Below are 13,092 nucleotides of genomic sequence, written 5' to 3'. Positions count from 1 at the left end.
CGCATCGCGATCCGAGATGGAGGGAAGATCGGTGTCGAAGAAGCTCGTCGCGATGGCCATGGCCATCGCCTTCCATGCGACCGGCTCGGCTGCCGAGACGGTGACCGCGCGCGTTGGAGTCATCCCGGTCATCGGCGCGGCGCCTCTGTTCATAGCGGAGAAGGAAGGCTGGCTCCGGGCGGGCGGCCTCGAGCTGCAGACCAAGCTCTTCGAGAGCGGCCCCAATATCGTGCAGGCGGCGGCGAGCGGCGGCATCGACATCTACATCGGGGGAGTCGCGCCGGCCGCGGCCGGACGGGCGAAAGGCATCGACCTGCGCGTCGTGGCGGCCCTCGCCGTGGACGAGAATGTGCTCGTCGGCGGCGCCAAGCTCAAAGCCTTCTTCAAGAAAGGGGTCGCGCCGGCGGCGGCTTTCAAGGCCTTCCGGGCCGCCAATGGTCGGCCCGCCCGAATCGCAACCCAGCCGCCCGGCTCGGTGCCGGCCGCCAATCTGCAATATTGGCTGCGCGAGGCGACGCATACCGACCCGTCCGACATCGAGATCGTCTCTATCGGCATAGACGCGACGCAGCAGGCTCTGCTCGCGGGCGCCGTGGAAGCCGCGACCGTGCGCGAGCCGACTCTGACGATCGTGCAGAAGGCGAATCCCGAGATCGCGCTGATCGCGGGGGGGGGGCGGAGCTTTTTCCGGGTCAGCCGGGCACTGTGGCGGCGGTCTCGAAGGATTTTCTCGAGCAGCACCCGCAGCAGGTTCAAGCGTTGGTCGGAGGCCTCGTCCGCGCCGTGGAGGAACTGCAGAAAAACCCCGACCGGGCGGCGCCACATATCGAAGCGGCGCTGTCCAAGGGCATCGTCGACGGCGCGACCATTCGAAAATCGCTGTCGTCGCCCGCCGTCCGTTTCGTCGTCGATCCGAACGCGATCACCGAATCGACCAAGGCCCTGCTCGCTTATCAGGTCACGCTCGGCGTGGCCGACAAGGCGCCGAGCGTCGATGGCCTCTTCGATTCGAGCTTCTTCGACAAGACGAGGAGCGAGAAATCCTCGAAGAAGTGAGCCGCCGCGCACAGCGTCGCGACGAGGACGATGGCGACGAGGGAATCATCGATTTCGTTTCCCGCTCGTCGGCGCCGTCTCCTTCGCGATATCCAAAGAATAGCTAGGTTTTTCCGCCGGCGGCTCGCGCCGTCCCACGGCCGGTGCGGCGAATTTTTCGAGACGACGAAAATGAAACGAAGACGAAGGACGCCGACGCCCGACCTCGAGCAGGCTGCGGGCGCAGGCCTCATGCACCGCCGGGCCTTCATCGCCGGCGCCGCAATCGCCGGGGCCGTCGCGGCGGAGCCGGCGCGCGCCGAGGGGCTCGCGGTCGAGCCGTGGATGACCGCTCCGGGCTCGCCCTTCACCGGCTATGGCCAGCCCTCGCGCTTCGAGGCCGGCGTCGCCCGCGTGTTCGCCAACCCGCCGAACGCGCCGGGCTCTGGCGCCGCACGCACGCCGCTGCATCGGCTGCAAGGGATGGTCACGCCCAATGGCTTGCATTTCGAGCGCAGCCACAGCGGCGTTCCGGACATCGATCCCGACAAGCACCGTCTGCTCATCCACGGGCTCGTCGCGCGCCCCTTGGTCTTCTCGCTCGAGACCCTGTCGCGCTATCCAATGGAGTCGCAAATCGCATTCATCGAATGCGGCGGCAATAGCGCGCAGCTCTATCAGACCGAAGCGCTGGACGCCGATGCGCAGCGGCTGCACGGCCTCGTCTCCTGCGCCGAATGGACGGGCGTGAGGCTGTCCACGCTGCTCGACGAAGCGGGCGTCGATCCCACCGCTCTCTGGGTCCTCGCCGAGGGCGGCGACGCGGCCGGAATGAGCCGCAGCGTGCCGATCGCCAAGGCGATGGGCGATGCGCTGGTCGCGCTCTATCAAAATGGCGAGCGCATCCGCCCGTCCAACGGCTATCCGATGCGTCTGCTGCTGCCGGGCTACGAAGGCAACATGCAGGTCAAGTGGCTGCGCCGTCTGAAGCTCGTCGAGACGCCGGCGATGACGCGGGACGAGACGGCGAAATACACGCTGCTGCGGCCCGACGGCTCGGCGCTGCAGTTCGTCTTCGCCATGGAGGTCAAATCGGTCATCACGCAGCCCTCGCCGGAATTGTCGTTGAAGGAGCCGGGGCTCTATGAGATCTCCGGACTCGCTTGGTCGGGCGCCGGCCGCATCGTCAAGGTGGAAGTGTCCGCCGACGGCGGCCGCAGCTGGGCCGAAGCGCATTTGCAGCAACCGATCCTTTCGAAGGCGCTGACGCGCTTTCGGCTCGGCTGGCGCTGGGACGGAGGACCCGCCGTGCTGCAGAGTCGCGCGACCGACGAGGAGGGCAATGTGCAGCCGACGCGCGAAGCGCTGCTCGCGCGTCGCGGCGCGCGAGCGCTCTATCACTTCAACGGGATCGCGAGCTGGGGTGTCGCTGCGAGCGGAAGGGTGACGCATGTCTATGCGTGAGCCCGCCGCTCTGGCGCTGCTGCTCGCTTTGGCCTGTGCGGCCGCGCGAGCCGAAGGACCCGGGCTCGGTCGATCAGCTGCGCCGAGCGAAATCGCGCGCTTCGACATCAGCGTCGGCCCGGACGGCGTGGGCCTGCCGCCGGGCTCGGGAACGGCGCGCGAGGGACGCATGGTCTATGAGGCGAGATGCGTCGCTTGCCATGGCGAAAAAGGCGAAGGCAAGCCGAATGATCGGCTGGTCGGCGGCGTCGGCGCGCTCGCAGGGCAAAAGCCGGCGACAAAGACCGTCGGCAGCTATTGGCCCTATGCGACGACGGTTTTCGATTATGTGCGCAGAGCGATGCCCTTCGACGCGCCGAAGTCGTTGCGCGACGAAGACGTCTATGCGGTAACGGCCTATCTTCTTCATCTCAATGGCGTGATCGGCGAGGACGCGACGGTAGACGCCGCGACTCTGCCGAAGATCGAGATGCCCAATCGAAACGGCTTCGCGCCTTTTGCTCCGGGCGACTGACCTGCTCACGAAGACGAGTCGGCGCTCAAGGCGGGCATGGGCGCTCCGCGACGCCCGAGCTGACGCCGACCGAAATCTGACCGCGATCGCCGATCTGCCGCCCATGACCCGGCGGAGGCCAAAAAAATGACATTGTCCACCAAGTTACTATATATTTAGAGTCGCATCGAAAGCGGCGCCTTTCACACCGGACGACAGCGCCGCGCAGGCGCCCGGGAAGCAGGCTTCCGCATCATCTCAGCGCCGGGTCGTCGCTACGGTGAATGGCCTGCGCTGATGGTGAGCGCATCGCCATGACAAAGGAGACCTGTGCTTGACAAATTCGCGCTTCATTCCGGCGGATCATGAGGGCGAAATTGGCGGCGACAAATTCCTAGTCGGCTCGGAGGGAGCGTCGCAAGACCTGAAGCTCGCCATTTCCGGAGATATGGCTGCGAACTCATGGTTCGAGCAGCATGAAGGGCCGACGCTCCTGGTTGCGGCGGCGATCTATGCCAGCTGGCTATTGCTGCTCGCTTCTCATGAACGCCTTCCTTGGTGGATCACGGCTCCGTTGGCGGGCTACGTCGTGCAGTGGCATTCCTCTTTGCAGCACGAGGCGATTCACGGCATGCGAGGGATCCCGAAGGGGCTGCGTCGCGCGCTCGTCTGGGCGCCGATCGGCGTGTGGTGTCCTTTCGAAATTTATAGGAGGCTGCATTCACAGCACCATCGCAACCGCTATGTCACCTATCCAGGAAAGGATCCGGAATCTTACTATGTCGAGGAAGAGAGCTGGAAAGAGCAGGGCGATTTGTGGAGGCGGCTGCTCACGGTCAACCAGACCTTCACTGGAAGGCTCTTCATCGGTCCTTTGTTGCAAATGCCGCGCCTCTTGATCGACGAAGCCGGCAAGATGATCGTCGGCGACATGGCAAACGCCGGCATTTGGTTTCGCCATTGCATCGGCTCAGCCTTGGTGCTGCTGCTCGTGACGCAGCTATTCGAAATGTCGGTTTGGACGTATCTCGTCGAGTTCAGCTATAGCAGCTTTGTCTTTGGCATGATGCGCAGCTTCACCGAGCACCGATGGAGCGAGCGGGCGAGCGAACGCACCGCCGTGGTCGAATCCAATTGGGTGTTCGGGCTTTTGTTCTTGTGGAACAACCTCCATGCCGTTCACCATCTCTTCCCGATGGTGTCATGGTGGAAATTGCCCCATGTCTGGCGCCGGCATCGTGAGCGCATCGAAGCGCACAACGGCGGCTTCGTGTTTCGAGGTTACGGCGAGATCGCGCGGCGATGGCTCACCACGCCGAACTTCATCCCGATCCACCCGCCCGGCCGCGCCGGCGAGAAGTCATTGCCTGAGTCGGCTGCGCTCGAGCGCAGCCCTGCGACGCAGACGCGCATCACGGCGCCTACGCATGCGACGTGATGCAGCGCGTCCATCGCGTCGGACGGCCAGCCTGCCGATGTACTGTCTTCCCGAGATGGCCGCCGCCAACGCCGCCTTCTGGGCGGCCTTGCAACTCGGTCTTTGCGCCAAGGGCCTCGAAACCGCCGACATCGAGTTCCAGACCGAAGGATGCGCAGCTCCGGAGGGCCTCGAGCCGGGGGTATTCTTCACCCAGACCTGCGGCTATCCGCTGTTCAAGCATTACCGCGATAAAGGACGCGTTCTCGGAACGCCACATTATTCGGCTCCTGGATGCGTGGGATCCACTCATCGCGCCTTCTTCATGGTCAGGAGCGATGATCCCGCCGATTGTCTGGAAGACATGCGCGGGCGGATATTCGGGTGCAACAGCCTGCTGTCGAACTCCGGCATGAACTTGCCGCGACTGTCGCTTGCGCGGATTGCTGGAGGAAGAGCTTTCTTTTCCTCCGTTGTCATCACCGGCGGACATGTCGCGAGTCTCGACCGTCTCGACGAGAGAAGCATCGATATGTGCTCGATCGACAATGTGACCTGGGGACTGTTCGAGAAGTTTCGTCCCTTCAAGTCCGACCGGTACCGGATTCTCGACGAGACGGAATCCAGCCCGTCATTGCCATTTGTGACCGCGGTGAGCACGAGCGCATCCGATGCGGCGGCTATTGCCGAGACACTGCATGAGATGATGGTCGATCCACGAATGACCGGCATTCGCGATGCGTTGGAGCTCGCCGGCTTTTCCACGCCCCAGGTCGACGCCTACGAATGTCTCGCGGAATTCGAGCGCGAAGCCGTCGGTCTGGGCTATCCCGAGCTGAAATAGGCGCGACAAGCGGTGATGCGCGATGATGCGCGCTCGAGCGATTCGGCGCGTCATGGGTCTACGGATCAAGGGATCCGGCCGAGCGCTCCCGCTTTGGTCTCCGTGTTCTGAACGCCTCGTTCACGCCATGGGCGAATTCAGTAGCGGCAACTCTCGAGAGAAAGGCGCAAGATCGTCCATCGCGTTCCATGACAAACAGGCGCGATCCGCAAAGAGCTTCACTCGGTTCCCGGCGTGGACCGCGCGCAGCGCTCCTCCTCGCCGACGCCCGTTCTACCTGTCCGTCATTTAGAGCCGCGCGGGTCGGCGTCCGAATATCTTTCTCAGCCGGTCGACATATAAGAACGCCACAGGCGTGGTGTAGAGCGTCAATATCTGGCTGACGAGCAGCCCTCCGACGATGGCGATCCCGAGAGGACGGCGCATTTCTGCCCCCTCACCCGAACCGATAGCGAGGGGCAGGGCGCCGAACAATGCGACCAGAGTCGTGATGAGAATCGGACGAAAGCGCGTTCGGCAGGCTTCACGTATCGCCGCCTCGGGCGAGAGCCCGCGCCGCCGTTCCGCGTCGAGCGCGAAATCGACTAGAATGATGGCGTTTTTCTTCACGATGCCGATGAGCAGGAGCACGCCGATCATGGCGACGATGCTGAGCTCCGTTCCGCAGCCGAGCAGCGCGAGAAAAGCGCCGACGCCCGCCGACGGAAGTGTCGACAGAATGGTCAGCGGATGCAGGAAGCTCTCATAGAGGATCCCGAGCACGATATAGACCACGGTCAGAGCGGCCGCGATCATCAAGGGTTGATTGGCGAGCGCATCTTGGTAGCCGGCGGCGTTGCCGGAGAAGACGCCTTGGATCGAGCCGGGCGCGCCGGATTTGGCGATCTCTGCGGCGATCGCGCTCGCGGCGTCGCCCAGCGACTTACCCTCGGCCAGATTGAAAGAGATCGTGATCGCGGCGAAATGGCCTTGATGATTGACTTGCAGCGGCGTCACGCCGTCATCGAAGCGCGCGAGCGACGACAGCGGAATCATCGGCGCCGGCGCGCTGTTGACGACGCTTCTCGCGCTCATCGAAGCGCGCGGGGAGAACACACGCCGCGCCGCGGCGGCGTCTGCCCCGATGTAGAGATTGTCGAGCGATTCCCCGGTTCCTTGAAGATTCGGAGCGACCTCCATCACCACATGATATTGGTTGAGCGGCTCGTAGATCGTCGAGACTTGGCGTTGCCCGTAAGCGTCGTAGAGCGTGTTGTCGATCGCGCTCGCTGGCAGGCCGAAGCGCGCGGCCTTGGAGCGATCCATCACAATGCTGCGGCGAAGACCCCTGTCCTGTTGATCCGAGCTTACGTCGACAAGAGTCTTGTCGCGTCGCAGCGCCTCTACGATGAGCGGAGCGAATGTGCGCAATTGCTCGAGATCGTCGGAGAGCAGCGTATATTGAAACATCGCATTGCCGGTTCGCCCGCCCATGCGGATGTCCTGCACCGATTGCAGAAACAGGCTCGCGCCGCCCACGCGCGCGAACTTTGGACGCAGACGCGCCATGATCTCGTCGGCGGAGGCCTTGCGCTCGTCGAGCGGCTTCAATGTCACGAGCATGTCGGCGATATTGACCGGACCGCCGGGCCCGAAGCTGCCGCCGATCACGGCGGACGCCGACTCGACTCCCGGATCGGCCTCGAGGATCGCAACGAATTGCACGAGCTTCTCCTTCATCCCCGCGAAAGAGATGCTCTGATCGGCGACGATCGCGCCGCGCATTCGTCCTGAATCCTGAATTGGGAAAAAGCCTTTGGGAATGATCTGGAGCAAATGGAAATTGAGCAGGATCGTCGCGAGGAGCGTCGCGAATGTGACGCCCGGCCGCGCCAGCGCGACATCGAGCGTTCGCACATAAGATCGATGCAGCGCCGAAAAAGCGCGCTCGCTCCACCGCAGCAGGAAAAATTGCGGAGGTCCGGCATGGCCGTGCAAGATGCGTGAGCACAGCATCGGCGTCACGCTGACCGAAAGGACCAGTGACACGAGGATCGCAACCGACAAGGTCATGGCGAATTCGCGCATCATCCGGCCGATGATGCCGCCCATGAACAGGATCGGCAGAAACACCGCGACCAGCGAGAGGCTCATCGACAACACCGTCGGCGCGACCTCGCGGGCGCCCGTCAGCGCCGCGGCGCGGGGCGGCTCGCCCGCTTCGATCCGACGCGCGATATTTTCGACGACGACGATGGCGTCGTCGACGATGAAGCCCGTGGCGATGGTCAGCGCCATCAGCGACAGATTATCGAGGCTGTAGTCGAGGAGATACATCACGCCCAAGGCGCCGATCAGCGAGACGGGAACGCAGACGCTCGCCGGAAAGGTCGCGCGGGCGTCCCGCAGCGAAAGGAAAACGACGAGCACGACGAGCAGAACCGTGATCAGCAGCGTCGATTCGATCTCGTGGAGAGATGCGCGAATGGTCAGGGTCCGGTCCTGCACGATGCGCATCTCCACATCCGCCGGCAGAGCGGCCGCCAGCGGCGCCGTCAAAGCCCTGATGCGATCGACGACATCGATGAAATTGGCGCCCGGCTGCCGAAAGATGCGAATCTGCACGGCGGTCCGGCCATTGCTGAGTCCATGGTTGCGAACGTCCTCGACCGAATCGACGACATCGGCGATGTCCTTCAACTTCACGGCCGCGCCGCTGCGATAGGCGACGACGAGACCCTCATAGTCGGCCGCTTTGCGCGATTGATCATTAGCGTAGAGCGTCAGGCGCCGATCGCGCTCGTCGATGAAGCCCTTCGGTCCGTTGAAATTGGCGGCTTGCAGCGCGGCGCGCACATCCTCGAGCGAGACGCCATGCGCATATAGCGCCGGGGCGTCGAGCTCGACCCGCACCGCCGGCAGAGCCGCGCCGCCGACCGAGACCTCGCCCACACCCTCGATCTGCGCATATTTCTGCTGCAGAACATTGGCGGCGACCTCGAACAACTGCCCCGAGGTCAGCCGATCCGAGAACAGGGCCAAGATCACGATCGGGACTTCGGCCGGATTCGAGGTGCGAAAGGTCGGGTTGTTGCGCAGCGCCTGCGGAAGATCGGCGCGCGCCGCCGCGATCGCTGCCTGAATGTCACGTTGTGCGCCGTCGATATTACGGTCGAGATCGAATTGGAGCGAGATGCGCGTCGAGCCGAGCGAACTCGACGACGTCATTTCCGTTACTCCGGCGATCTGTCCGAGACGGCGTTCCAGAGGCGTCGCCACCGAGGCCGCCATGGTCTCCGGGCTCGCGCCCGGCATCGACGCGGTAATTCCGATCACCGGAAAGTCGATATTGGGAATCGGCGCTCTCGGCAGAAGGAGCGAGGCGGAGAGGCCGGCGAGCACGACTCCCAACATGAGAAGGCTCGTGGCCACGGGACGGGCGATGGCCGCCGCGGTGATGCTCATGCCGCTTCGCGCTCCTTCGCCTGCCCGACGCGGAGAGAGGCCGGTTTCGTCCATCCGTCGAATGCGAGATAGATCACCGGCGTCGTGAATAGCGTGAGGATCTGGCTGAAGATCAGCCCGCCGACGATCGATGCGCCGAGCGGCTGGCGCAGCTCCGCGCCTTCGCCGGAGCCGAGCAGCAGCGGCAGCGCGCCGAGAAGCGCCGCGAGCGTCGTCATCAAAATCGGCCGGAAGCGGAGAATGCAGGCTTTGTAGATCGCCTCGCGCGGCGCGAGGCCTTCGTCCCTCTGCGCTTGCAACGCAAAGTCGATCATCATGATGGCGTTTTTCTTGACGATGCCGATGAGCAGGATGACGCCGATGATGCCGATCACGCCGAGATCGTCGCCGGCCAGCATCAACGCGAGCAAGGCGCCGATGCCGGCCGATGGCAGTGTCGAGAGAATGGTCAGAGGATGGATGTAGCTCTCATAGAGCACGCCGAGCACGATATAGACGGTGACGATTGCCGCGAGAATGAGCAGCAGCGTGCTGACCGAGGAAGCGTTGAAGGCGTGCGTTGCGCCCTGAAACACGGTGATGACGCTGGCTGGCGTTCCGATGGAAGCCTGGGCGGTTCGCAGCGCCTCCATGGCGGCGCCGAGCGAATAGCCAGGAGCGAGATTGAAGGAGATCGTCGTCGCCGGAAATTGCGCGAGATGATCGATGGAGAGGGGCTCCGCGATCTCACGGACGGAGACGAAGGTGTCGAGCGGCGTCTGCCGGCCGCCATTGGTCGGCACGCGCAATTCCGCGAGGGTCTCGCGCCCCGACCGCGCGCGCGTCGCCGCCTCGAGAATCACACGATATTGACTGGTCTGCGTGAAGAGCGTCGAGACGATGCGTTGACCGAAGGCGTCGTACAGGATGTTGTCGATCGTCGCGACCCCGACCCCGTATCGCGCGGCCTTTTCACGGTCGATCTCGATGAACAGCGCACTGCCGCCGTCGCGCGCGCTGCTGGCGACGTCACGCAGCGCCGGAGCATGGGACAAATCGTCGACGAGGCGGCGCGCGTAATCGGCGAGCTCGGCGGGGTTGGCGTCCTGCAGAGCGAAATGGAATTCGCCGCGGCTCACGCTGGAATCGATCGACAGATCTTGCGCGGGTTGCAGATAGAGCGCGCCGACGGCGCGCATTCGCGCCGAATCCTGCAGTCTCCGTGTGATGTCTGCGATCGCGCCGGAGCGCTCCGCTTTCGGCTTCAGCTCGATCAGCAAGCGCGTGCTGTCGAGCGTGCGATTGACGCCGTCCACGCCGAGAAAGGACGAGACATTTTCGACGGCCGGATCCTCGAGCAGCAGCGCGACGAGGTCGAGCTGCTTGTGCGTCATCGCCTCGTAGTTGAGCGACTGTCCGCCCTCGAAGAAGCCTTGCACGAGGCCGGTGTCCTGCGTCGGGAAAAACCCCTTCGGGATCGTCAGATAGAGGACGCCGGTCAGCGCCAGCGTCGCCACGAACACGGCGAGCGTCGTGCGGGAGTGCGCGAGCACGAAGCGCAGGGCGACGGCATAGGCGTCGCTCAGGCGATCGAACCAGTCGTGCGCGCCCTTCGCATCATGCGCATGGGCGTCGTGAGCCGTCAGCAGCTTGGCGCAGAGCATCGGCGCCAGCGTCAACGACACGATCGCCGAGATCACGATGGTGACTGCGAGCGTGACCGCGAATTCGCGAAACAGACGCCCGACGACATCGCTCATGAACAAGAGCGGGATCAGGACGGCGATGAGCGAGATGGTGAGCGAGACGATGGTGAAGCCGATCTCGCGCGCGCCGATGAGAGCGGCGGCGAGCGGCGTCTCGCCGCGCTCGATATAACGGGAGATGTTCTCGATCATGACGATCGCGTCGTCGACGACGAAGCCGGTGGCGATCGTCAGCGCCATCAGCGTGAGATTATTGAGGCTGTAGCCGAGCAGATACATCACGGCGAAGGCGCCGATCAGCGACAAGGGCACGGAGACGCTCGGAATGATCGTGGCGCGCGGACTGCGCAGAAACAGGAAGATCACGGCGACGACGAGGGCGATGGAGAACAGAAGCTCCATTTCGACGTCGTGAATCGAGGCGCGAATAGCCGTTGTTCGGTCTGTGAGGACGACGAGATCCACCGTGGCTGGAAGAGAAGCGGCGAGCGCCGGCAGCAGGGTCTTTATCTGATCGACGACGGCGACGACATTGGCGCCGGGCTGCCGCTTCACATCGACTATGATCGCGGGCTCGAGATCGGTGAAGGCGCCGAGCTCGCGGTTCTCCGAGCCGTCCGCCACCTCCGCCACATCCTGCAGCCGCACCGGGCCGCCGGCGCGATAGGCGACGACGAGTCCTTCATAGTCGCGCGCGCTCTGCAGCTGATCATTGGCGTCGATGGCGAACTGGCGGCTGCGCCCGTCGATGGTTCCCTTCGGCAGATCGACATTGGCGTTGGAGATCGTCGCGCGCAGATCCTCGAGCGAGAGATTATGCGCAGCGAGCTTCGCCGTATCGGCGCGCACCACGACGGCCGGGCGATGGCCGCCCGAGACGCTCACCAGTCCGACGCCCGAGAGCTGCGAGATTTTTTGCGCGACGCGGCTATCGGCGAGATCCTGCACTTGCGTCAACGGCATGGTCGTCGAGCGCAGCGCCAGGGTCAGAACCGGCGCATCGGCCGGATTGATCTTGGCGTAGACTGGCGGCGCCGGCAGATCGGTCGGCAGAAAGCTCGCAGCTGCGTTGATTGCCGCCTGCACCTGCTGCTCGGCGGCGTCGAGCGATAGTTTCAAGCTGAATTGCAGGGTGATGATCGAAGCGCCGCCCGAGCTCGTCGAGGCGATTTCTGTGAGGCCGGGCGTCTGTCCGAGCTGGCGCTCCAGCGGCGCCGTGATCGTCGCTGCGACGACTTCGGGACTGGCGCCGGGATGGAAGGTGCGAACCTCGATCGTCGGATAATCGATCTGCGGGAGCGCCGAAACGGGAAGAAGGCGATAGCCGATGAGCCCGGCGAGAAAGATTGCCGCCATCGTCAAAGTGGTCGCGACCGGTCGCTCTATGAAGGGCCGCGAGATATCGAAGGCGCTCATCGCGCCTCGGCCTTCTCCGCGCGGCGCTCTGCTGGCGGCTCCTTGCGCTTGCCCGCCGCCGGATCGCCGGCCTTGGAAGGCTCGCCCTTCGACGGACGTGTCACGATGACCTTGGCGCCGTCGCGCAGGCGATCGACGCCTTCCACCACGACTCGCTGGCCGGGCTCCAAGCCGCTTTCGATCACCGCCCGCTCGCCGTCGCTCGGGCCGAGGCGCACCGAACGCACGGCGACCTTTTCGTCGCCGTCGAGCGCATAGACGAAAGGTCCCTTTGCTCCGCGCTGCAGCGCGGCGGCGGGAGCGAGGACGACTTCCTTCAATGTCTCGACGGTCAATTCGGCGTTGACGAATTGATTGGGGTAGAGAGCCTCGTCCTCATTGGCGAATTCCGCGCGTAGCCGCACGGTTCCGGAGGAGGCGTCGATCTGATTGTCGATCGCATAGAGCACGCCGCGCGCGATTTGCGCGGCGCGATCGTGGTCGTAAGCGATGACGGCGAGGCTCTCGCCGAAGCGAAATCGCTTCAGCACGCTCTGCAACTTCGCCTCCGGCAGGCTGAAGATCACTGTGATCGGCGAGAGGCGGGTCACCACGGCGACGCCATTGGGATCGCTGGTCTGCACGATGTTGCCGGGATCGACCTGGCGCAGACCGATACGGCCGCCGATCGGCGCGGCGATATGCGTATAGTCGAGATCGAGCCGCGCCCGGCCGACCAGCGCGCGGTCGATGTCGACCGCCGCGCGATATTGCCCGATCAGCGCTTTCTGCGTGTCGAGCTGCTGTCCGGAAACGCCATCCTTTATCTTGTTGCGTAGAGATTCGTAACGGGTGAGATCGCGCTCGGCGTTTCTGAGCAGCGCCTCGTCTTTTTGCAGCTGGCCCTCCGCCTGCGCCAATGCGAGCTCGAAAGGGCGCGGATCGATCTCGGCCAATATGTCTCCCGCTGCGACCTCCTGCCCTTCCGTATACCGCACCTTCAGCAGGGGCCCGGAGACCTGCGGCTTGACGACGGCCGTCGCGGTGGCCGTCACCGTGCCGAGCGCCGAGACGACGACGGGAAAGTCGCCGCGCACCACCTCCGCCGTCGCGACGGTCGTCGCTGGTCCGCGCGCGCCGGCCGACGGCGTTCGAGCGGCTTCGCTCGAATAATAGCGCCATGCCGCGAAGACTGCGCCGGCGAGCAGCGCGACGAGCGCGATGCGCGATGCGATCTTTCGTTTCACCATGCGCCGCAGGGCGAATTCGAAAGCGTGTGGCGCCGGGGCGGCGTCGCCGACATCGGAACTCATTT

7 protein-coding genes and 1 pseudogene are annotated in these 13,092 nt (G+C 64.3%); 5 read left to right on the top strand and 3 right to left on the bottom strand.

Translation table 11 applies throughout. The annotated features are described in order from the left end of the window. Nucleotides 1-16: 16 nt before the first annotated feature. The 5 genes and pseudogenes from CQW49_RS26400 (at nt 17) to CQW49_RS22205 (ending at nt 5,253) form a co-directional block, all read left to right on the top strand. A pseudogene (locus CQW49_RS26400) lies at nt 17-1,056 on the top strand (ABC transporter substrate-binding protein). A 171-nt stretch (nt 1,057-1,227) separates the two neighbouring features. Continuing rightward, nucleotides 1,228-2,499 (top strand): sulfite dehydrogenase, encoded by a 1,272-nt coding sequence (gene soxC, locus CQW49_RS22220; RefSeq protein ID WP_003612382.1) that lies wholly within the window; start codon nt 1,228-1,230, stop codon nt 2,497-2,499. After that, on the top strand, nt 2,492-3,013 hold the full coding sequence (locus tag CQW49_RS22215; protein ID WP_024750066.1) for a c-type cytochrome: 522 nt from the start codon (nt 2,492-2,494) through the stop codon (nt 3,011-3,013). Before soxC ends, CQW49_RS22215 begins: the two co-directional genes overlap by 8 nt. 313 nt (nt 3,014-3,326) lie before the next feature. Beyond that, nucleotides 3,327-4,430 (top strand): fatty acid desaturase, encoded by a 1,104-nt coding sequence (locus tag CQW49_RS22210; protein WP_003612378.1) that lies wholly within the window; start codon nt 3,327-3,329, stop codon nt 4,428-4,430. A gap of 55 nt (nt 4,431-4,485) precedes the next feature. Beyond that, on the top strand, nt 4,486-5,253 hold the full coding sequence (locus CQW49_RS22205; protein ID WP_244441393.1) for a phosphate/phosphite/phosphonate ABC transporter substrate-binding protein: 768 nt from the start codon (nt 4,486-4,488) through the stop codon (nt 5,251-5,253). A gap of 288 nt (nt 5,254-5,541) precedes the next feature. Here the strand turns inward: CQW49_RS22205 and CQW49_RS22200 are convergent, their stop codons facing one another. Genes CQW49_RS22200 through CQW49_RS22190 form a run of 3 tightly spaced genes read right to left on the bottom strand, consistent with a single transcriptional unit; the run spans nt 5,542 to nt 13,090 of the window. Next, on the bottom strand, nt 5,542-8,697 hold the full coding sequence (locus CQW49_RS22200; RefSeq protein ID WP_003612375.1) for an efflux RND transporter permease subunit: 3,156 nt from the start codon (nt 8,695-8,697) through the stop codon (nt 5,542-5,544). After that, a complete protein-coding gene (locus CQW49_RS22195) occupies nt 8,694-11,798 on the bottom strand; it encodes an efflux RND transporter permease subunit (RefSeq protein WP_003612373.1) in 3,105 nt (1,034 codons plus the stop codon). Before CQW49_RS22195 ends, CQW49_RS22200 begins: the two co-directional genes overlap by 4 nt. Further along, complete coding sequence (locus tag CQW49_RS22190; protein ID WP_003612372.1) at nt 11,795-13,090, bottom strand: MdtA/MuxA family multidrug efflux RND transporter periplasmic adaptor subunit; 1,296 nt, start codon at nt 13,088-13,090, stop codon at nt 11,795-11,797. The genes CQW49_RS22195 and CQW49_RS22190 overlap by 4 nt, the downstream gene beginning before the upstream one ends. Nucleotides 13,091-13,092 lie beyond the last annotated feature (2 nt).

Origin of the sequence: Methylosinus trichosporium OB3b, assembly GCF_002752655.1 — a bacterium.
Taxonomy (GTDB): domain Bacteria; phylum Pseudomonadota; class Alphaproteobacteria; order Rhizobiales; family Beijerinckiaceae; genus Methylosinus; species Methylosinus trichosporium.
Note: the sequence above shows the minus strand (reverse complement) of the source record. Positions and strands in the feature narration are given on the sequence as shown.